Source organism: Pyrodictium occultum, assembly GCF_001462395.1.
GTDB lineage: Archaea > Thermoproteota > Thermoprotei_A > Sulfolobales > Pyrodictiaceae > Pyrodictium > Pyrodictium occultum.
Genome location: NZ_LNTB01000001.1, coordinates 169,411 through 187,794 on the forward strand (window position 1 = coordinate 169,411; position 18,384 = coordinate 187,794).

23 protein-coding genes and 1 tRNA gene are annotated in these 18,384 nt (G+C 68.1%); 11 read left to right on the forward strand and 13 right to left on the reverse strand.

Annotation, left to right across the window (positions count from 1 at the left end; genetic code table 11):
* Nucleotides 1-13: 13 nt before the first annotated feature.
* From CF15_RS09115 to CF15_RS08475, 3 genes are read right to left on the reverse strand one after another with little or no spacing between them, the layout of a single operon-like run.
* Complete coding sequence (locus CF15_RS09115) at nt 14-478, reverse strand: 4Fe-4S ferredoxin (protein ID WP_236698077.1); 465 nt, start codon at nt 476-478, stop codon at nt 14-16.
* The gene (locus CF15_RS00980; RefSeq protein ID WP_058370131.1) at nt 468-1,538 is read right to left on the reverse strand and encodes a TIGR00269 family protein; all 1,071 of its coding nucleotides are present in this window, start codon (nt 1,536-1,538) and stop codon (nt 468-470) included. Before CF15_RS00980 ends, CF15_RS09115 begins: the two co-directional genes overlap by 11 nt.
* Nucleotides 1,531-1,734: a MoaD/ThiS family protein gene (locus CF15_RS08475; RefSeq protein WP_058371317.1), complete on the reverse strand. Its 204-nt coding sequence runs from the start codon at nt 1,732-1,734 to the stop codon at nt 1,531-1,533. The genes CF15_RS00980 and CF15_RS08475 overlap by 8 nt, the downstream gene beginning before the upstream one ends.
* Before the next feature lie 280 nt (nt 1,735-2,014).
* On the opposite strand from CF15_RS08475, the gene CF15_RS00990 reads away from it, so the two are divergent.
* Both CF15_RS00990 and CF15_RS00995 read left to right on the forward strand, forming a co-directional pair.
* On the forward strand, nt 2,015-3,145 hold the full coding sequence (locus tag CF15_RS00990) for a DUF1646 family protein (protein WP_236698079.1): 1,131 nt from the start codon (nt 2,015-2,017) through the stop codon (nt 3,143-3,145).
* A 262-nt stretch (nt 3,146-3,407) separates the two neighbouring features.
* Nucleotides 3,408-4,433: a uroporphyrinogen decarboxylase/cobalamine-independent methonine synthase family protein gene (locus CF15_RS00995; RefSeq protein ID WP_058370133.1), complete on the forward strand. Its 1,026-nt coding sequence runs from the start codon at nt 3,408-3,410 to the stop codon at nt 4,431-4,433.
* 47 nt (nt 4,434-4,480) lie between these two features.
* Here CF15_RS00995 and CF15_RS01000 read toward each other — a convergent pair whose 3' ends face one another.
* Both CF15_RS01000 and gatA read right to left on the reverse strand, forming a co-directional pair.
* Nucleotides 4,481-4,861, reverse strand: coding sequence for a hypothetical protein (locus tag CF15_RS01000; protein WP_168371192.1), 381 nt, complete (start codon nt 4,859-4,861; stop codon nt 4,481-4,483).
* A 125-nt stretch (nt 4,862-4,986) separates the two neighbouring features.
* Nucleotides 4,987-6,477, reverse strand: a complete 1,491-nt coding sequence (gene gatA, locus CF15_RS01005; protein ID WP_058370135.1) for an Asp-tRNA(Asn)/Glu-tRNA(Gln) amidotransferase subunit GatA — start codon at nt 6,475-6,477, stop codon at nt 4,987-4,989.
* 190 nt (nt 6,478-6,667) lie between these two features.
* Between gatA and CF15_RS01010 the strand changes: the two genes are divergently transcribed.
* The gene (locus tag CF15_RS01010) at nt 6,668-7,243 is read left to right on the forward strand and encodes an archaemetzincin family Zn-dependent metalloprotease (protein WP_083494399.1); all 576 of its coding nucleotides are present in this window, start codon (nt 6,668-6,670) and stop codon (nt 7,241-7,243) included.
* Here the strand turns inward: CF15_RS01010 and CF15_RS01015 are convergent.
* Nucleotides 7,229-8,137, reverse strand: a complete 909-nt coding sequence (locus CF15_RS01015) for a universal stress protein (protein WP_083494400.1) — start codon at nt 8,135-8,137, stop codon at nt 7,229-7,231. The two genes, CF15_RS01010 and CF15_RS01015, sit on opposite strands and share 15 nt — an antisense overlap.
* A 233-nt stretch (nt 8,138-8,370) precedes the next feature.
* Between CF15_RS01015 and CF15_RS01020 the strand changes: the two genes are divergently transcribed.
* The gene (locus CF15_RS01020; RefSeq protein WP_058370138.1) at nt 8,371-8,616 is read left to right on the forward strand and encodes a hypothetical protein; all 246 of its coding nucleotides are present in this window, start codon (nt 8,371-8,373) and stop codon (nt 8,614-8,616) included.
* A 12-nt stretch (nt 8,617-8,628) separates the two neighbouring features.
* Here CF15_RS01020 and CF15_RS01025 read toward each other — a convergent pair whose 3' ends face one another.
* On the reverse strand, nt 8,629-10,815 hold the full coding sequence (locus tag CF15_RS01025; protein WP_058370139.1) for a GNAT family N-acetyltransferase: 2,187 nt from the start codon (nt 10,813-10,815) through the stop codon (nt 8,629-8,631).
* Between the two features lie 225 nt (nt 10,816-11,040).
* Between CF15_RS01025 and CF15_RS09245 the strand changes: the two genes are divergently transcribed.
* Nucleotides 11,041-11,172: a hypothetical protein gene (locus tag CF15_RS09245; RefSeq protein WP_269082794.1), complete on the forward strand. Its 132-nt coding sequence runs from the start codon at nt 11,041-11,043 to the stop codon at nt 11,170-11,172.
* Between the two features lie 578 nt (nt 11,173-11,750).
* On the opposite strand, the gene CF15_RS01030 is transcribed toward CF15_RS09245, so the two are convergent.
* The gene (locus CF15_RS01030) at nt 11,751-12,047 is read right to left on the reverse strand and encodes a hypothetical protein (RefSeq protein WP_058370140.1); all 297 of its coding nucleotides are present in this window, start codon (nt 12,045-12,047) and stop codon (nt 11,751-11,753) included.
* Between the two features lie 146 nt (nt 12,048-12,193).
* Here CF15_RS01030 and CF15_RS01035 point away from each other — a divergent pair, with 146 nt between their 5' ends.
* The 4 genes from CF15_RS01035 (at nt 12,194) to CF15_RS01050 (ending at nt 14,696) form a co-directional block, all read left to right on the forward strand.
* The gene (locus CF15_RS01035; RefSeq protein ID WP_201783062.1) at nt 12,194-12,631 is read left to right on the forward strand and encodes a hypothetical protein; all 438 of its coding nucleotides are present in this window, start codon (nt 12,194-12,196) and stop codon (nt 12,629-12,631) included.
* A gap of 163 nt (nt 12,632-12,794) precedes the next feature.
* Nucleotides 12,795-13,934: a DegT/DnrJ/EryC1/StrS family aminotransferase gene (locus tag CF15_RS01040; protein ID WP_058370141.1), complete on the forward strand. Its 1,140-nt coding sequence runs from the start codon at nt 12,795-12,797 to the stop codon at nt 13,932-13,934.
* Entirely contained in the window at nt 13,931-14,365 is a 435-nt protein-coding gene (locus CF15_RS01045; protein ID WP_058370142.1) for a HEPN domain-containing protein, read from the forward strand. Before CF15_RS01040 ends, CF15_RS01045 begins: the two co-directional genes overlap by 4 nt.
* The gene (locus tag CF15_RS01050) at nt 14,328-14,696 is read left to right on the forward strand and encodes a nucleotidyltransferase domain-containing protein (RefSeq protein WP_236698081.1); all 369 of its coding nucleotides are present in this window, start codon (nt 14,328-14,330) and stop codon (nt 14,694-14,696) included. The genes CF15_RS01045 and CF15_RS01050 overlap by 38 nt, the downstream gene beginning before the upstream one ends.
* An 86-nt stretch (nt 14,697-14,782) precedes the next feature.
* On the opposite strand, the gene CF15_RS01055 is transcribed toward CF15_RS01050, so the two are convergent.
* Nucleotides 14,783-15,100 carry an ATP cone domain-containing protein gene (locus tag CF15_RS01055; protein WP_058370143.1) on the reverse strand — a complete coding sequence of 106 codons (318 nt, stop codon included), beginning with the start codon at nt 15,098-15,100 and terminating at the stop codon, nt 14,783-14,785.
* A 61-nt stretch (nt 15,101-15,161) separates the two neighbouring features.
* On the reverse strand, nt 15,162-15,872 hold the full coding sequence (locus tag CF15_RS01060) for a DapH/DapD/GlmU-related protein (RefSeq protein WP_058370144.1): 711 nt from the start codon (nt 15,870-15,872) through the stop codon (nt 15,162-15,164).
* Nucleotides 15,873-15,963: 91 nt separating this feature from the next.
* Here CF15_RS01060 and CF15_RS08480 point away from each other — a divergent pair, with 91 nt between their 5' ends.
* Entirely contained in the window at nt 15,964-16,659 is a 696-nt protein-coding gene (locus CF15_RS08480) for a DUF3782 domain-containing protein (RefSeq protein WP_168371193.1), read from the forward strand.
* Here the strand turns inward: CF15_RS08480 and CF15_RS01065 are convergent.
* A tRNA-Gly gene (locus CF15_RS01065) sits at nt 16,638-16,716 on the reverse strand. The two genes, CF15_RS08480 and CF15_RS01065, sit on opposite strands and share 22 nt — an antisense overlap.
* 123 nt (nt 16,717-16,839) lie before the next feature.
* Between CF15_RS01065 and thpR the strand changes: the two genes are divergently transcribed.
* The gene (gene thpR, locus CF15_RS01070) at nt 16,840-17,412 is read left to right on the forward strand and encodes an RNA 2',3'-cyclic phosphodiesterase (protein WP_058370145.1); all 573 of its coding nucleotides are present in this window, start codon (nt 16,840-16,842) and stop codon (nt 17,410-17,412) included.
* Here the strand turns inward: thpR and CF15_RS01075 are convergent.
* Entirely contained in the window at nt 17,409-17,666 is a 258-nt protein-coding gene (locus CF15_RS01075; protein ID WP_058370146.1) for a DUF504 domain-containing protein, read from the reverse strand. The genes thpR and CF15_RS01075 overlap by 4 nt on opposite strands.
* Nucleotides 17,659-18,252, reverse strand: a complete 594-nt coding sequence (locus tag CF15_RS01080; RefSeq protein ID WP_058370147.1) for a flavin reductase family protein — start codon at nt 18,250-18,252, stop codon at nt 17,659-17,661. Before CF15_RS01080 ends, CF15_RS01075 begins: the two co-directional genes overlap by 8 nt.
* Between the last annotated feature and the right edge of the window lie 132 nt (nt 18,253-18,384).

Sequence of the window (18,384 nt, forward strand, 5' to 3'; positions counted from 1 at the left end):
GGCAGGGAGGCCCCTAGGAGCCCTCGCCGCGGCTCCGGGAGAGCAGCCGCGCGACCCGCGACAGGTAGCGGGCGGTCTTCACGGCCTCCGGAGGCACCTCTACAACGCGGCCGCCCTCCACGACGAAGTGGCGCCTCCGGGCCCGGGGGCGTAGGAGCCGGAACACCTCCTCCACCATGAAGTGGAGCTGGATGCAGTGCATGCTCCCATCTGTGGTCAGCACAGCCACCTCCTCGAACTCGAGGCGGCCGAGTATGCCGGCCAGCTTGAAGCCCGCCATGTTCACGTGGTCGTCCTCGAGGCAGACGCTCAGCCTCACGTACTCCTCCTCGGGGAACCTCTCGAGGGCCCAGGGCTTCTCGGCCTCGATGCACCTCCCGACTATGAGCAGCTTCCTCCTCCCCCGGATATAGCGGGAGGCCACGTTCACGTCCATGAGGCGGGGGAGGCGGTAGAAGCAGCCCCCGCTACCGGCCACCGCTCCCGCCACCCCCGTCTCCCCGTCCGCCGGGCCTCCTCTTCTCCGCAAGCCGCAGCGACTCCTCGACCATCCTGCGGGCCTCGGGCGGCAGGCTCTCCAGCTTCTCCCTGCTAACCTCCATTATGCCGAGCTGCAGCCTCAGCTGGCACGCCCTGCACACCGGGTGGGCTGAAGGCTCGCCGCAGAGGGCGCAGGTGTAGAGCCTCTCCGCCTCCCCGGCTCCCTGGCTGCGGAGTAGCTTTATCGCCGTCTCCAGGCTCCTCAGCAGCGAGTACTTGACCCCCGGGCTCCTCTCCTCCAGCTCGTTTATCATCCTCCTCACGCTCCAGCGTATGCTGAGCCTGGCGTAGGGGCACTCCTCGAACCCCGTGTAGAGCCCGTTGATCACAGCGTAGAGCGCTGTCTCCTTCTCGAGAACCTCGTAGAAGGGCTTGACCTTGCGGACGAACTTAGGGTGGCTGGCCGGCCCTGAGACCGGGCCGAGCCTAACCACCTTCTCCCAGTCGTTCCCGATAATGTTCATCAAGTAGGTCTGCACCACGTCGTCCAGGTTATGGGCCGTGGCCACCACCGTGCCCCCAAGCTCCCGGGCAGCCTTGTTCATTATGTAGCGGCGGAAGACGCCGCAGTAAGTGCATGGCAGGTAGGGGAGCCCCCTCTCCCTCCCCCTCCTCACTATCTCGTCGAGCGTGTATCCTATGTAGTCCTTGAACCTGGCTATATGGTAGTCGACCCCGTGCTCCTCGGCGTACTCGACGAGCCTCTTCACAGTGTACTCACGGTAGCCCCTTATACCCTCGTCCACGAGGAGCGCCGTAACCCTCCAGCCCGGCACCCTCCTGGCGAGCCCCCGGAGGTAGTGGAGGAGTGCCATCGAGTCCTTGCCGCCCGAGACCGCTACAACTATGTGCTCCCTGGGGCGGAAGAGCCTATACCTCCTTATCGTTCTCCGCACCTTCCTGTCAAAGTACTCTAGGAAGTGGCGCTCGCAGAAGGCCACGCCCGCCGCACGGTTAACGTAGACCGCGCGCCTGCCGCAGACGCTGCACCTAGCCACCAGACACCACCGGGTACAGGATCAACTCGTCCCCGTCCTCCACGTGCTCGTCCTCAGTCACAACCCTCCCCCTGCGGGCCACCACGTACTCGTTGCTAAGTAGCCCCAGCTCTCTCAAGACATCCCCCACGGTCATGCCCCTACGATGCTCCACCAGCCTCTCCCCCTGGCCGAGTATCCGCACCCTCACCGCCACAGCCCCTAGCCCCCCGGGCTGCCCCAGGGGCCGGAGGGGCGCTAATGATGCTGCCCCGGCCCGGCCTGTAGGAGTCAAAAACACCCGGCGGGCCATCCTCGGGCGCGGCGGCAGTGAGGACCGCCTGAGCCTCCTGACCGCCCGCGGGGCTGATGATCCCTTGCACTCCCCGAGCCCCTCTGGCCCCAGCTGCTTTTCTACCCCCAGGCCCTGGCCGTAGGTTAGAGCCACTCTGAGGCCGAGGAGCCCGGGGACCCGAAAGGCTGTCAAGGTGTCTTCCGTGGAGGAGGTAGTGCTCCACATCCCCCAGGAGCCAGTGGCGGGCGTGGTAGGCGTCCTCGTCTCGATACTCCTGGCAGTGCTAGCCCTGCCCATGGTCTCCAAGAGGGTTGAGGAGAACCTGGAGCCATTCTTCCTGGTAATGGGTATAATAGCCGTGGCAGCCATCTACGCTGCAGGCATACTCCCGGCGAGCGGGCTCGCGGATCTGGCTAAGAAGGCGCTCCTAACCCCGGTGATGCTCCACGGGGTGCCCATAGGGATAACCCAGGTCGTGCTCATCGCCGGCCTCATCTTCTGGCGGTACCACGACCCCATATACCGTGGGATAGGCGGGCTGCTGCAGAGGCTGGGGCTCCGCGGATTCCTCTTCGTTATGATAACGCTGCTCGGCCTAACCAGTGGCATAATATCGGTGATAGTGGCTGCCGTCGTGTTCGCAGAGATAATGGCCGCGGTACCCCTCCCCCGGGAGAGGAAGGTGGAGGCCACAGTGCTGGCAGCCTTCGCCCTGGGCATGGGGGCCGCGCTGACCCCGGTGGGCGAGCCCCTGGCCACCATAGCCGTGAGCAAGCTCTCCGGCCCGCCATACCATGCGGGCTTCGACTTCCTCCTCCGCCTCCTGGGCCCCTACATAGTCCCCGCGGTGGTCGCGGTGGCGGCCTACACGGCGCTCCGGGTCTCCAGGGGCGCCGGGGAGGAGGCCAGGGAGAGCATGGTGGGCGGCGTGGTGTACGGGGAGACCCTCTACACGGTGATAATACGCGCGGTCCGCGTCTACATCTTCGTGGCCGCGCTGGAGCTGCTGGGCACCAGCTTCACACCCCTCGTCAAGTGGTACTTCACCAGGATACCCCCCTACATCCTCTACTGGGTCAACATGATCTCAGCGGTGGTGGACAACGCAACCCTCACTGCCGCGGAGATAGGGCCCTTCCTAACCCTGAGCCAGATCAAGGCAGCGCTCCTAGGCCTAATAGTCTCCGGCGGCATGCTGATACCAGGAAACATACCCAACATAGTCGCCGCAGGCAGGCTTGGGATAACCTCCAAGGAGTGGGCCCGGATAGGAATACCCTTCGGCATAGCGCTGCTAGCCATCTTCTTCCTGCTCCTCTACACCCCCCTCTAGCCCCGCCCACAGAGGGTGCAGCCAGGATTAACAGAGGAGCCACAGCCCCCGGGGAGACCCCAGCCTCTCCACCAGGCGGAAGCAGCACCGGCAAACCGCCCCAGCCATAGCGGCAAGCATCCCGCCCAGGCCCCGGGGGCCGGCCAGGAGCCGGGGCACTGTGGGTTTCGTGCGCTGGAGGGCCCGGCTGTGTCCTCTCCCGTGGCTCTGGGGAAGTGCTTCTAATCCTCCAGGCCCCGGGGGCTTCTGCGTCTCGGGTGGCGTGGCCGTGGCCCTGGTTGTGGAGGCTGAGGTTCTGGGCGGCTACCCCCGGAGCGAGAGGCTCCGTAAGACCCTGCGCAGGCTGGAGGAGAGGGCCGAGGAGGGCTTCATGGATGCTCTCCGCGTGGCCTGGGAGGACACAGTCATGATACTTGGGGCTCAGCTGGGCGCCGGGCTCCGGACGGTCGTTGACCCGGTGGTGGACTGGCACGACCCTCTCCGCCCCTTCGCCGAGGCGTGGAGGGGTGTGGCGGTTGATGGCCTCCTGCGCTGGTTCGACAACAACTTCTTCTACAGGATCCCGGTCTTCACGGACATGCCTGACCCTAAGAGGCTCGTGTTGGCCCCCAGGGTGATCCAGATCCGCAGGGTCCTCCCCGGCTTCGCGGGGCTCAAGGTGGTCCTCCCCGGCCCCGTGACCTTCGCCAGGCTCTCCAGGAACAATACTGGTAGGAGCCTGGAGGAGCTAGCAGAGGCTATAGCGGAGATACTGGCGAGGGAGGCGTCCAAGGCGGCCGAGGCAGGCGCCGCGGTGGTGCAGGTGGACGAGCCCTTCCTCGCGGACCTGGACGCTGGCCCGGACGACGCAGCCCTGGCGGCCGAGCTGGACTCCAGGATACTCTCGGAGGCCTCCTCCAAGGGCGCCGCCACGAGGCTGGCTATACCCTACAACGTGCCGGAGCCCCAGGTGTACGAGAAACTCCTAGACGTGAGGGCAGACTACATAGTGCTGGATATGGCAGACAACCCCTCCAAGGCCCTGGGGCTCCTAGAGGCAAAGGGCATCGGGGGCCACGGCCTCGGGGCTGGAGTGGTGCAGGCCCGCGACATATACCCGGACAGCTACGAGAAGGCTAGGGATGTGCTCGACCGGGCCGTGAAGGCTGCCGGGGCGGAGAAGCTGCTCATAACAACCAGCGCCTGGCTCGACCTGATACCCCTGGAGTACGCCCTCGAGAAGACGAGGATACTGGCCGGGATAGCCGAGCGCTACCGCGGGGAGGGTGGCAGGGGCGGGTCCTCCTAGAGCCCCGGGGCCGGCCCCGCCTCCCTTGAAAAGAGGAGATGGTGGAGCTAGCAGAGCCTGGGCCTCTCCCCCCGGGCGGCGACGCCCCTCGGCTCTATAGCTATGTAGGCCATGCCGTTCTCCCGGTGTATCATCCTAGCGTGGAAGACCAGCCTGGGCCCCGAGGACGTGGGTAGGATGAAGCCCAGGCCCCTCCTGCACTCGTAGACCTGGGCACCTAGCTTGTAGAGGTAGGCCTCGAGGTCCCAGTAGACGAGGCTGCCCGGGACACGGATGACGAGGACCTCGTACTCCGAGCGGAGTACGAGGTCACCCCCGTTTATGTACGCGTAGGCCTCTAGGTCGTCGAAGCTTGTGCGTAGGGCCTCGAGCAGGGTTGAGGGGCTCCAGCTCTTGGGCTTGGAGCCTCCATTCAGCTCCTTAGCCACCAAGATCCCTCCACCAGGGTGCTTCGGGAGGGGCCCGGGGAGGCGCCCCGGGGCGGGCTGCCCCACTCTGCTCCCCCTATATCAGATCTCCCCTCCGGAGGGGCGGATGGGCCAGGGGGCTCGTGCTACCCGGCGGGCTCCGCCACCAGGTCGTGGAGCCCGCTCGCGGCCTCCAGGGCCCCGAGCGCCTGCAACAGCTTGTCCTCGGCTAAAGGCTTAGCTATCAGCTGTACCCCGAGCGGTACCCCCTCCACCCAGCCGGCCGGCGCGGCTGCAGCGGGCACGCCGGAGAGGTTTGCCACCACCGTCGCCAGGTCGAGGGCGTACATCTTCTCCGGGTCGTCCGCCACCTCGCCCAGCCTGGGCGGGGGCGCTATAACCGCGGGGGCGAGCAGGATATCGTTGTCCTCGAGCAGCCTGAGCAGCCGGTCGCGGACCAGCCGGCGGAGCCTGAGGGCGCGTATGTAGTACTGGTCGCGGTAGCCGGCGCTCAGCATCCAGGAGCCGAGCATTATGCGTAGCTTGACCTCGGCGCCGAGGTACCTGGCGCGTATCCTCGAGTAGTAGGTGTTCCAGCCCTCCCAGGGCCTGGGCGGCTCCCGGGGCCCGTAGCGGACCCCGTCGTAGCGGGCCAGGTTGCTGCTCGCCTCCGCCATGGCTATCACGTAGTAGGCCGGGAGGCTGTACTCAGCCACCTCCCTGCCCAGCCTGGCCTCCCCCACCACGGCCCCGGCATCCCGGAGCAGCCCGGCGGCCCTCTCTACGAGGCCCTTCACCCTCTCGTCTACACCGGGGTGCTCCATGAACTCCTGGAGCACCGCCACCCGCAGCCCATGGGCGCCCTCCCGTAGACCCCTCTCAGCCGCCTCCACCAGCCCCTGGGGCCTGGTCCGGAGGCTGGTGGAGTCCCTCGGGTCAAACCCCGCTATCGCCTCGAGCACCGCGGCGAGGTCCCGGGTGTTCCTGGCCATCGGGCCTATCTGCTCGAGGCTGTCGGCGTAGGAGACGAGGCCGTACCGGGAGACCAGCCCGTAGGTCGGCTTCAGCCCGTAAACCCCCGTCCAGGCCGCGGGCATCCTTATGCTCCCGCCGGTGTCGCTCCCGAGCCCCAGCGTAGCCATGCCGGCTGCGAGCGCCACGGCGGTGCCACTGCTGCTCCCCCCGGGCACCCTGTCAGGGTTCCAGGGGTTCCTCGCGGGGCCGTAGGCGCTGGTCTCCCCGGTGGAGCCCATGGCGAACTCGTCCATGTTGGTCTTCCCCACCACCACGGCCCCGGCCCCGCGCAGCCTCTCCACCACGGTGGCGTCGTAGACTGCTATGTACTTCTCGAGCATCCTGGAGCCGCAGGTAACCGGGAGCCCGCTGACATGGATGTTGTCCTTGACCGCTACCAGGAGCCCCGCCAGGGGGAGGCCTCCCCTGCTCTTGGCCTCCTCCAGCCTGCTCCTAACCTCCCTCTCCACCTCCTCCCGGGGCCTCACCGTTATGTATGCGTTAAGCCTCCCGTTAAGTCTCTCAATCCTCTCGTAGACGGACGCCACGTATTCGCCCGGGTCTATCTCGCCCTCGAGGAGCTTCTCGCGGAGAAGCCAGCCCGGCAGCCGGTAGACGCCCATAACCCTGCCCCAGGGCCCGGGTGCCGCCGGGGCCCCCTTTAACCAGGGCTCCTCCCAGAGGGGCCCTGGGGCGGCGGGCTTGACGCGCCGCCAGCTAGCAGCAGCGGTGGTGGGGCTCCTGCTCTTCCTCCTAGCCATAGGCCTCCACTACGCCGCCTGGAGGGCGGCTAGGTAGCCAGAGGGCGCCTCCATGGGACTCATGATACTCGTCGCAGGGGCCGCGGGGGAGCCGTGGGAGAGCCTGGAGTGGCTCGCCGCCAGGCTCTCCGAGGCCTACACGGGGGCTGCGGCCAGGGTCCTCGAGAGGCAGGTCCCCCTGCCCCCAGGGGCCTACGACCCGGGGCGGGGCCAGTACCTCAGCGAGGCCCTGCTCGAGGAGGCGGTGAGGCTCCGCCGCGCCACGGGGGCGGACCTGCTGCTCCTCGTCGCCCGGACGGATGCCTACAGCCCCGGGCTCAACTTCGTCTTCGGCCAGGCCGTCCTCGGCGGCGGCGCGGCCGTGGTCTACACCGCCAGGCTCCGCCCCGAGTTCTACGGCCATGCGCCCGACGAGGCCCTCTACAGGCTGAGGCTGCTGAAGGAGGCGCTCCACGAGCTAGGCCACGCCCTGGGCCTCGGCCACTGCAGCAACCCCCGCTGCGTGATGAGCTTCAGCAACAGCATAGTGGAGGTCGGCGCGAAGGAGCCCAGGTACTGCAGCCGCTGCGCCGCCAGGCTGGCGGGCCTGGGGGTGGCGGTCTCGCCGGGCTACCTACTTGCAGACTAGCACGTGCACTTTGGCGCGCCGGAGCACGGCCTCAGCCGTCGTGCCCAGCTCCCTGCCCCTCTCGCCGCCGGCGCCTATGAATATGATGTTGGCGTCCAGCCTGGCCGCCTCGCCTAGTATCGCCCGCGAAGGCTTACCCTTGGCTACCATGGCCTCCACCTCCCCCGCTCCCCGCGAGCGGGCCCTCTCGGCCAGCTCCTCGAGCCTCCTGCGGGCCTCCTCCTCGTCCTCGCCCTCCTCGAGCACGTGGAGCAGGACCAGCCTAGCCCCCGTCCTCGAGGCGGCCTCCACGGCCCTGCATAGGACCGGCTCGTCGCCCTCGTCCAGGGCCAGGGCGGCGAGGAGGGGGCCGCCCCAGGGGTCGCCGGGGGCCTGGAGGCTCCTCTCCCCCTCGGCCCTGACGTAGGGCTTGGAGACCAGGACGCTCCGGTCGGCTATCTGGGCCACCTCCTCGCTCGTGCTGCCTAGGAGGATGCGGCGGAGCCAGCCCTGGCCCCGCTCGGCCACCACTATGTAGTCGGCGCCGAGCCTCGCCGCCTCCTCGGCCAGCACCACAGCGGGCACACCGGCCACGGGCCTGAGGATTTCGACCTCGAAGCCCCGGCTCCTCAGCTCGGCCGCGTAGGCCTTAAGCCTCTCCAAGGCCTCCTGCCTCAACTCCTCCTCCAGCCTGTCCACGGGGTAGCCGGCGGCGACGTGCTCGACCTCCTCCAGGGGTATGGCGTGGACGAGGGTGAGCACTCTCGTGCCCACCCTCTGGAGGCTCGGGAGCCAGGAGACGAGGAGATCCGATACCCTGGATAGGTCTAATCCCACCAGCGCGTGCCTGTAGCTGCAGCCGCTGGGCTCCACAGCGCGGCCCCCGGGGAGGCTAGACGGCTCTCGAACCGGCAATTAAACCAGGGGCCTCGGCACCTTGCCCAGTCGCCACAGCCCCTCCCCTCTAGGGGGCTGCCGCGCCGGGGTGTGGAGGTGCCTCCTCACGGGCCCCGTGGGGTGGCCTCCGGGAGGCTCCACCGGCCTATACTGCTCACCCCTCGGGGCCAGCGGGCCCAGAGCGGAGGAGAGAAATAGTTCAGGGGCCTGCGGTTAAACAGTATGGATTGTGCGGCTTCTGGTGATGGCCGGTGGGCGAGAGGGCTCTCGCAGCCACGGTCTTCGTGATAGGCCTCATCCTAGCCCTTGCAGCCCTGCCGCTCGGCGCGACGAAGTACGCGGCGGTGGCGTACGTGCTGGACATTATAGCCTTCACCTTCGGCGGCTTCATCGCAGGCCTCAAGTGGGGCAGGATCACGACGACGCTGGGCGCGGTGCTGCTGGTAGTGTCGATACTGGTGTTCCTGGCGCTGCCGGGCTACTACTACATGCACTAGCCCCTCGGGCCCCTAGAGGCCTCCTCCCCTCCACCCTTTTCCACCGCCGTCCCGGGGCTGGGTGCCCCCGCAGTCCAGCCCTGCCTCCCCGGCGAGCAGCCCCGCAGCCTCCCGGAGCGCGGCGGGCAGCTCCTCCAGGCCCAGCCCTGCCGCCTCCGCGGCCTCGTCGGGGGGCTTGCCCTGCAGCAGCCTAGCCACCGCCAGCACCAGGAGGCTGCCCCGCAGCCTCTCCACCCCGCGGGGCCTGGAGAGGGCTATGACGGCCGCCAGGTAGAGCGCGTCCATGGCTTGCTCGGCCTCCAGTGCGCCGCGGAGGTAGAGGCAGAGCCTCCTCGCCTGCCCCCTCGCCAGGCTGACGGGGGGCTCCACGCGGGGGAGCCTCTCCAGCATAGCCGCTATCTTCTCCGCCGCCAGGTCCCTGTAGACGCTGTGGCTGGAGAGGAGGAGCTTCAGCCGGAGCTCCCCAGCAGCCTCCAGTACAAGCCTCTCCCCCAGGCCCGTGAGAGGCTTCGCCACAGCGATGTTCTTCTCCCCCGTGAACCTGTTGTACCGGGGGCTCACGTAGAACGGCGTGTAGCCCGCCCGGAGCCAGAAGCCCAGCACGTCGTGGCGCGCGAACACAGCCCCCACAAGGTCCGCCCCCAGGCCCCGGGCCCACTCCTCGACACGGCGGAGCAGCGTGGAGCCGAGCCCCCGGCGCTGGAGACTGGGGTGGACGGCTATCCTCACAACCCTCACGGCCCGGGCCTCGGCGGCCCCCTCTGCGTGGAGCCGGAGCAGGCTATGGAGCAGCCTCCCGCCGCCCCCGGCCCCCGGCTCCTCGGTGGCGGTGTCGGCCACGGCCACCAGGCTGCCGCCGGCGCGGAGCATGTGGAGCGTGTGGCCGCCGGGCTCGAGGAGGACCAGTAGGTAGTCGGGCTCGGTACGGTAGTGGGCTAGCGCCAGCAGCCCGTAGGCCTTGCGGAGCAGCCCCGGGTCGCGGGAGAGCCTCCCCGCGTCGAGCCTCTCGTAGGCGACGCCGCCTAGCCTCTCGGGCGGCGGGGGCTCGCCGGGCTCGGCGCGGAGGAGGAAGGTCTCGTAGACCCACTCCTCCAGCGGGTCCCCCGGCGGGTAGCGGACCGGCTCGGCAAGCTCGACCCGCACCAGGGGCCTGGGTAGGATCTCCCCCACCATGTGGGCGAACACCATCCCGCTCCCCTCGTAGCCGTGCACCGTGGTGGCCGTCAGCGTCCTCCCGCTCCTCCAGGAGAGCCTCCTCAGCCTCGCAGCCCCCACCGCCGCAGCCTCATCTACCACGAGCATGCCCGCGGCCCGGGCCTCCCCCGGTGGATAGTAGGCCACCCGGAACCAGGGCCCCGTCACAGCCACCACGTCCCCGCCGCGCCTGCGGACACGATACCCGACCCCGAGCGCCCCGAGGCCCTCCACGAGGCCCCGGAAGAAGCTCTCGAGAGCCCACGGCTCCGGCGCGACCGCGGCAGCCTCGCCCACCGCGCCGCGCCTCACAGCCAGCGCCACCGCGAGCCCCAGGAGGAAGCTCTTCCCCCTCCCACGGTCCCCCGTCACCAGGAAGCTGCGGGCCCGGGAGCCCAGGAACAGGGAGAACTCGTCAAGCGCCCTGGCCTGGCCAGGCGTGGCGGCCAGCTCCAGCAGCCCGCGGGGAACCGGGCCCCGGGGACGATAGCCCCCGGGGCCCCGGGCCCAGCCGCCGGCGCGGCCGCGGGGAGAGCGGTGGGCGTAGACCCTTCCGGAGTCGGCGTCAGCCCAGAAGAGGACACGGGCAGCTCTCAGCCTGGACAGGAGGTACCCGCGGTAACCTCCACCCCCAACCCCCGGGTCCCACTCCTCCAGCGGGGGAGCAGCGACGACGAGCAGCCCGCCCGCCGAGACTATGCCCGAGACGCCGGCTACAAGGCTGGGGCGGAGAAGCCCATCAGTGGCGACAACTACCAGCCCGGCTCCAAGCCCGAGAGCCCGCCGGAAGCCGCCGGGCGAGAAGCACCGGCACCCACCGGGGCAGGACGGCACGAGCCTGCGGGGGGCGACAACCACGCAGCCGCCGCTGGCACCCAGGAGCTCGACAACCTCGGCAGCAACACCACCCGGGCTACGGGAGTGGAGCACAACGAGCCCCCGGTACCCCGATCCCCGCACAGCCTCGGCAAACCCCTCCAAGGCCCCCCTGACACGGGCATCCAAGACCAGCACAGCACCCCGGACAGCGATCTATGGATCTATGCCTGCTGGAGAGCCGTCCAAGGCTCATGGCAGCTCTTCGGGGCGGCGCCGGTTTTAGCCCTCCCTGATGAGGCTTTTCCGGTGGAATCCCCTGGGCCTCATGCTAATATTGATGATGCTAATATTGATGCTTCCGGGGGCTTGGAGGGCTGGGAGCAACGATTGCTCAGGAAGGGCTGACGAGTTTTGAGCCAGAGGTATAACCCGTACCTGCTGCGGCCGCTTAAGAGGCTTGACGCCGGGGAGCTGCTGGAAGTCTTGAGCAGGGCAGCGCTGAGGCCGGCTAAAGCCTCGGCCAGGGAGCTATCCAAGGAGTGAAGCTGTTGAGATCTTAAAGATCTCCTTGAACGAGGCTGGATTAGCTAGGCATGCCAGGTACGTAGCCGCTTCCTCTTACCCGCTGCTCGTCAATGACCTGAGAAGGCTTGGTCTAATAGAGGCCGGGGATCCTATGCGTGAATGGGATCCGGGGCCCCCAGCCCGGATCTCCCCCGCTACCCTACACACCTCTAGCTCCGCGCAGTCCTGGCGGCACCCGAGGAAGGCCATGGGGGAAGACAGGCCGCCAAGCCCCTCGACGGAGTCAACCTGGAGGTCTCCGTGGCGAGAGGTAAGCCCAATGTAGAAACGGGCCTCTCACGCAGCTGCCGTAACGGCGCCTCCTCGTGTACCCCTGGTCCCTCGCCCTTGCCTCATCCCCCCACGCCTTGCGCGGGCGGTGGGCTGGGGCGAGTAGGGGGTGGGAGGGGTTTGCCGGCCTTGCCGGTCCCCGCGTCCTCCCACGCCTGGGCCGTGTACGCGGCCCTGTCGGCGGGGCGGGGCCGGGGGAGCCCCCTTGCCTGGAGGGGCTCTCCTCGGCTCCCGCGTCTCTCTGGCGTCTAGCCCTGCTGTGGGGTTTATTGGCTCTCTCGTGGCGGGTTTAGGAGGCTTGGGCAGTCTAGGCAGCCTTTCTCCAGGTGCCCCCGGTGGATGCAGCATGTTGCCACTGGCTTGCCCTGGTCGTCGTAGAGCTCTATGAGTAGGTAGTCTCCCTGCTGTCTTGCCGACGCGGCTGCGGGGCGGCGGATGAGCCTCCTGGCTTCCACCGTGTAGCGTCTCCCCCTGTAACTTATGAGCAGCCTTGCTGTGTAGAGGCCTTCTCCCGCCTCCTCCGTGGAGGCCAGCTCTGCCCTGGCCTCCTGGGGCTCGGTCATAGCGCCGGGTCCCCGGGTTGTTTAGTCTAGCACTAGCATGGGTATTATATGATTCTTGTATAAGTATCGTGCTGCTGGCCCCCGGGGGCTTGAACGCATGCTTATAACCCTGGGGCGGTCCTCAGCGCTCTCAAAGTGTGTACTACTTGTCACCCGGGGGTGGCTTCTCGGCCATGGTGCTGGCTGCGCCGAGGGAAAAGGGGTTCGAGGACCGGCTGCGGAGGCTCCTGGACCTGGCTGTGAGGCGGTACAACAGGTACCGGGGCGCCGAGGCCAGGGCCAGGGTGTTGAAGGTGCGTGGCGACACGGCCTATGTGGTGTTCGAGGGGAGCTTCTGCGAGACCTGCGGGATAAACGACTGGGTGGACGACTTCCGCTACGTGCTTGAGGACCTCGGAGCGGAGGCGGAGCTGGTCGCGGTGGTGGAGCCGCCGAGCAGCGAGGAGTTCTACGACTACAGGATAGGAGTGTTCAGGGTCAGGAAGATGCCCGGGAACCTCGAGGAGCTGGAGAGGCAGGAGCGGGAGCTGGAGGAGTGGCTTGAGGCCGGGGAGCCCGGCGAGCCGGCGGGCCAGGAGGCTTGAGACGCTCTCCCCTGGCCCCTAGGCGGCCTATCTGATCCATCCTCCTGGTTTTGCGGCCCTCGACTCCCCCTCTGCAAGCCCCCGGGGGGTTCTCGGGGCCCCTGGGCCGGAGGCTTTAACTCCTCGGGGAGGCCTCCATGACCCTTGACGGAGGCTTCCAGTGTTGATACCGGTGGCCAGGCCCTTCATCGGGGAGGAGGAGCTGGAGGCTGTAGCCAGGGTCCTCCGCTCCGGGGTGCTGGCCCACGGCCCGGAGGTGGAGGAGTTCGAGCGCGAGTTCGCCGAGTACGTCGGCGTGGACTATGCTGTAGCCGTTTCCAGCGGCACCGCGGCGCTGGACCTTATACTCCGGGCGTACGGAGTCGGCCCTGGGGATGAGGTGATAACCACACCGTTCAGCTTCGTGGCCACCGCTAACGCGATCCTGCACCAGGGCGCCCGGCCGGTCTTCGCCGACATAGACCCGGCTACCTACAACCTGGACCCCGAGAGGGTTGTGGAGCTGGTCACATCGAGGACCAGGGCGATTATAGCAGTCCACCTCTACGGCCACCCGGCGGACATGAGGCCTCTCCGAGAGATAGCCGAGGACCACCACCTGGTGCTCATAGAGGACGCCGCGCAGGCCCACGGGGCCCTCTACGCTGGCAGGAGGACCGGCTCCCTCGGCGACGCGGCTGCATTCAGCTTCTATGCCACCAAGAACATGACGACCGGCGAGGGCGGCATGGTGACAACTAATGACAGGAGGGTGGCGGAGAAGGTTAGGATGCACCGCGACCACGGCCAGGCGGCCAAGTACCTCCACGTGGAGCTGGGCTACAACCTCCGGATGACGAGCATAGCGGCCGCTATAGGCAGGGTCCAGCTCCGCAAGCTCGAGTGGATGAACGAGAGGAGGAGGGAGAACGCCAGGACAATGACAGGCATACTCAGCCGCGTGGAGGGGGTGGAGCCCCCGGTAGAGATGCCCTGGGCCCGCCACGTCTACCACCAGTACGTGGTACGCGTCACCCCCGAGGCCCCCCTCGGCAGGGACGAGCTAGCAGAGGAGCTGAGGAGGAGGGGGATAGGAACGGCGGTGCACTATCCCAGGGCGATACCCGACCAGCCCCTCTACAGGAGGCTGGGCATAGACTGCCCCAGGGGCTGCCCGGAGGCCCGGAGGGCGGCCAGGGAGGTGCTAAGCCTCCCCGTCCACCCAGGGGTCACGGTCGACCAGGCCCGCTGGATAGCGGAGACCGTGGAGGAGGTGCTCCGGGAGGCCGGGGAGCGGCGTCCCCGGAGGTGGGCAGGGGGTTGAGCGGCGAGTACCCCAGGCTCCTAGCTAGGCGGGCGGAGGCGATGCTCCGGAACGCCGAGAGGCTACAGGCCGAGGGGGAGCACGACCTGGCCGTGCTGAACGCCGAGTACGCGGCCCAGCTCTACCTCAAGGCCCTTCTCTACAGGCTCACCGGGGAGGAGTGGAGGGGGCACAGCATCCGGAGCCTACTGGGCGCCCTAGCCCTCGTCCTCCGCGGGAGCGGGTTCGACGAGCTGGCGGGCATGGTGGAGGACTTCGTGCGTTCCAGCCGGAGGATCCTAGCCGAGCTGGAGGAGGCCCGCGTGCGTGCAGTCTACGGTCCCTTCGAGTACTCCCGCAGCCAGGCTGAAGCCATACTAGAGGCTGCGAGGAAGGTGGTGGGGCTGGCCCGTCGTGTCGAGGAGAGAGTCTTCCAGGAGCCGCGGGGCTAGGCCGGCCCCGCTGAGGCTGCTGGCGGGCTGGAGAAGCTACATCGAGGCGGTCCGCAGGGCCGTGGAGAAGACCGTGCCCGGGGCACGCCTCTACCTGGCTGGGGGCGCCGCGGAGGGCAGGCTCACTGTGGCCAGCGACATAGACGTGCTAGTGGTCCTCCCCCGGAGGCCCTCCTACACGGAGGCAGTGGAGCTCCGGGCGAGGATACTAGAGGAGGCGGAGAGGCAGGGGCTACCCCTCTACGCCCCCGTGGAGCTTCACATCATAGGGTCAGAGGACCTTGAGGGCTACCGGAGGAGGGGTAGAGTAGTCCCGCTCGACGGGGGCTAGGAGGCCCTGGGCATCGGGGGTGCAGGGGGCCAGGCCCCCGGGGGGAGAGGAAAACAGTAGCGTGGCCCGGCTCCTGGGCGCCCTCTCTAGCCTCTCTCCTCCCTCTGCTTGAGCTCCTCCTCCGTCTTCCTCCTCTTCACCGCGCGGTCGAAGACTACCCAGTTGCGGTACCACTCCTCGTTCTCCTCGCGGAGCATGCCCAGGATCCAGCGTGTGAGCTCCTTGGCTGCTACCTCCTTCCGGTCCTCGGCTATCAGCCTGGCTAGGACCTTGGTTGCTATCCTCCGGGCCGCCTCGAGGGTCGCGCCCGCCTTGAGGCAGGAGACAACCACCTTCTCGTATATGAAGGGCTCCCTGCTCCCGTCCCTCTTGACAACGGTCACCTCTGGGACCCATAGGCACATGGTCCGCCGCCCTCCGCCCAGTATCCGCATGATAGAGCATAGTAATACTTTTTGGCCGTGGCTAGCCCCCGGCCTCCCAGCGCCTCCTCTTCTCCTCGTACTCCTCCCTCGACGCCACTGGCCTCGCCGGAACCCCCGCCACAACGGTCTCCGGCGGCACGTCCCTGGTGACCACGCTCCCGGCGGCGACCACCGCCCGGCGGCCCACCCGGACCCCGGGGAGGATTGTCGCGTTGGCGCCGATCACCGCCTCGTCCTCAACCACCGCGCCGGCGAGCCTCCTCGAGGGAGGGTACCGGTCGTTGGTGAACACGGCTCTGGGGCCGATGAACACCCTGTCCCCTATAACCGTGCCCGGGGGGATGTAGACCCCTGTCTCTATCCTCACCCCCCGGCCTATCCTGGCCCTCCCATCCACAACCACCCCGGTCCCTATGACCGTCCCCTCGCCCACGATGGTGTCCTCCCTCACCACCACGTTGTGGCCCGTCTCCACCCCGTCGCCGAGCACGGCCCGCTCATACACCACGCTGCCCCGGCGGATGACGCAGCCCCTCCCAATCCTGGCCCCGCTGCTGGCTGCGTCGAGCTCGCCCCACCCTACCGAGCCGCTCCTGCCGAGGAGGCCCCGGAGCCCCCGCCGGACGGGGTACCCGATCACCACGCCGCCGTCGACCAGGCTCCCCTCGCCAACAGTGCTCGGGCCTAGCACCACCGCGCCGGGCCCAAGCCTCCCGAGCACCCGGGCCCTAGGCGAGACATAGCCCTCCAAACGGCGCCCCAGCCGCCTCGGCGATGCCCAGAGGATTATTACGATGAGGAGACGGCCAGCCCTCCGGGCTAGGAGGGCCTCGGGTGACTCTGTGCTCGGTAGGGAGGAGGGAGGATCCTTAGAGCCCTCGAGGGGCAGGGAGCCCCGCTACGCCCTAATGGGGCTGCTAGGCTACAAGGAGATCCTGGACAAGATAACGAGGCTCGAGAAGAGGCTTGCAGAGCTATACGAGATGCGGCAGAAGCTTGAGGAGAGGCTTGCGAGGCTGGAGGAGCGCTTCCTGGAGCTCGGGGAGAGGCAGGAGGGGCTCGAGAGGGAGATGGCCGAGACGCGCAGCGTGCCGGCAGCCATAGCGCATAGGCCCGGCGTGATAAGCGAGGAGTCATTCGGGGAGGCGATGAGGCATGTCATGGAGGGGCTCCCGGCGCGGCGAGAGTGTCCAGGTGGAGGCCTCGACAGCGAGGGCCTAGTCTACGGCCGCCTGGCGGTGGTTGAGGCTGAAGTGGTGGTCAGGGATGGGGCACATACTGGTGGAGGTCAAGCCCTGGGTGAGTGGGAGCGACGTAGCGGAGATCTACTGGTGACGCTGGGCGGGCCTGGTGGATCCGGAGGCCAGGGAGCCCGCCGGAAGGCTGGGCGTGGAGATCAAGCCTGCAGCCGGGAGCGGTGGGAGCCCCTGCATTATAACCACGGTGGACGACAGGCCCCGTCTACGGCCCCAGGCACTGCCTGGCGGGCACGCGGGGAGGATCGGGGGAAGATGGTTGGTGCGGCGGCCGGGATTTGAACCCGGGATCACCGGCTTGGGGGGCCGGCGTCCTAGTCCAGGCTAGACGACCGCCGCTCCCGTCTAGGCCCGCATGGGCCTGTGCCCGGCCGCTCCGTTAGGATGGCCCCATACCCTGGTCCCGGGGTTTATAGGGTTTCCCGGCTCTCTCGGGGCCCCGGGAGGGGCGTGGCTCGGGCCTTGAGCGTTGAGAGGGTTCGTGCCTTCATAGCGGTTGATATCGAGGAGCCGGGGGTTGTCGCCAGGCTTGTCCAGATACGAGACGCCTTCGTCGCCACCGGGGCCCCTATGAAGCCCGTCGAGGACCAGAATATGCATATAACCCTCAGGTTCCTCGGCAATATACCGTTGAGCATGGCCGATGAGATTGAGAAGGTGATAGCGGAGGCTGCGCCCAGGCGGGTGGTGATCCGGCTCCGGGGCGTCGGGGCCTTCCCCAGCGTCGCCAGGCCCCGGGTGATATGGGTGGGCGTCTCCGAGGGTGCCGAGGAGCTGGAGAGGCTCTACCGCGAGATAGAGCGGGGCCTTCGGAGGCTTGGCTTCAGGCCGGAGAGGGAGGAGTTCGTCCCGCACGTTACCCTCGCGAGGCTGAAGGGCTCCAGGAACCTGGACAGGGTGGTTAAGCTTCTCCAGGAGATGGCTGACGTCGAGGCGGGGGAGGTGGTGCTGGAGAGCGTGAGGCTGAAGCAGAGCATCCTCACCCCCCGCGGCCCCGTGTACAGGACGCTCCGGGAGGTGAGGGCCCGGGGCTAGTCCCTCTTTGCCCGCCGGTAGCGCCGCCAGATGGTTCTCCCCGCCTCGTCCTCGAGCGCCACGACGCGGTGGAGCGGTATAACGGTGCCGTCATCAAGCACTATGTGGCTGCTCGTGACCCTGGCTACCCGCTCCCGCGGTATCCTCCTCAGCCCGGTCGCCGTCCCCCTCTCGGCCACCACTATGAAGCCCCTGGCCCGGGTGTGGAAGAACCTGGCCACAGCCTCCTCCAGCTCGCCCCTGCGCCTAGGCATTACCCCTGCTCCTCCTCGGCGTGTACACCCCGCAGACCGTTGTGAAGGCTCTGCCAGCGCTGTGTAGGAGTATCCTCGCCTTCCCAAGCTCCCAGCCGTAGCGCTGGTTGTAGAGCCCCGGGTCGGTGTAGGCGGCCTCGACGTCGGCGACCACGAGGTGCACGTCCTCCGCCAGGTCGCTGAGCACTCGGTGCACCCTGGCCTCCACCACCCCTATGGGCCTCGGCTTGGCCAGCCGGGGCGCCCCCGTCACAGTGTCGCGGACGACCTCGGCGCCCAGGAGCCTCAGCTTGTCGACCCTCCTCCCGCTGGTTGTGCCCGCCGTGTAGACGAAGTACACCTCGCCCACGGTGACCACGTTGACCGTGAAGAGCCTGGACTCGAGTATTAGCTCGGTAGTATAGGCCTCCTTGTCGAGCGCCGCCACTATCCTCGGGGGCTCCTCGCTGAAGGGCGAGACCCAGGATGCGGGCATCAGGTTAACCCTGCCACGGGCCTCGGCCACGAGGACGTAGACGGGGCGGGGCGAGAGGACCCGGTACCACTTCTCGCCGGCATCCACGTAGCCGCTCGGCAGGCCGGGCAACGCGCAGCCCCCTCCAGGGGTTCTGTCCCCCCGGGGCCTCTGGAGGCCCCCCGGGGGCCCCCGAGCTGCCGGGAGGGACGCACGCTATAATACGGGGCTGAGCCCCGAAAGAGGTTCTGGGGTCTACTCGGC

What these genes read in the sequence shown, in the direction of transcription:
- CF15_RS01055 (WP_058370143.1), bottom strand. Translation starts at nt 15,100, where the DNA reads ATGTGCCTATGGGTCCCAGAGGTGACCGTTGTCAAGAGGGACGGGAGC.
- gatA (WP_058370135.1), bottom strand. Translation starts at nt 6,477, where the DNA reads ATGGGCGTCTACCGGCTGCCGGGCTGGCTTCTCCGCGAGAAGCTCCTC.
- CF15_RS01030 (WP_058370140.1), bottom strand. Translation starts at nt 12,047, where the DNA reads ATGACCGAGCCCCAGGAGGCCAGGGCAGAGCTGGCCTCCACGGAGGAG.
- CF15_RS01075 (WP_058370146.1), bottom strand. Translation starts at nt 17,666, where the DNA reads ATGCCTAGGCGCAGGGGCGAGCTGGAGGAGGCTGTGGCCAGGTTCTTC.
- CF15_RS01010 (WP_083494399.1), top strand. Translation starts at nt 6,668, where the DNA reads ATGGGACTCATGATACTCGTCGCAGGGGCCGCGGGGGAGCCGTGGGAG.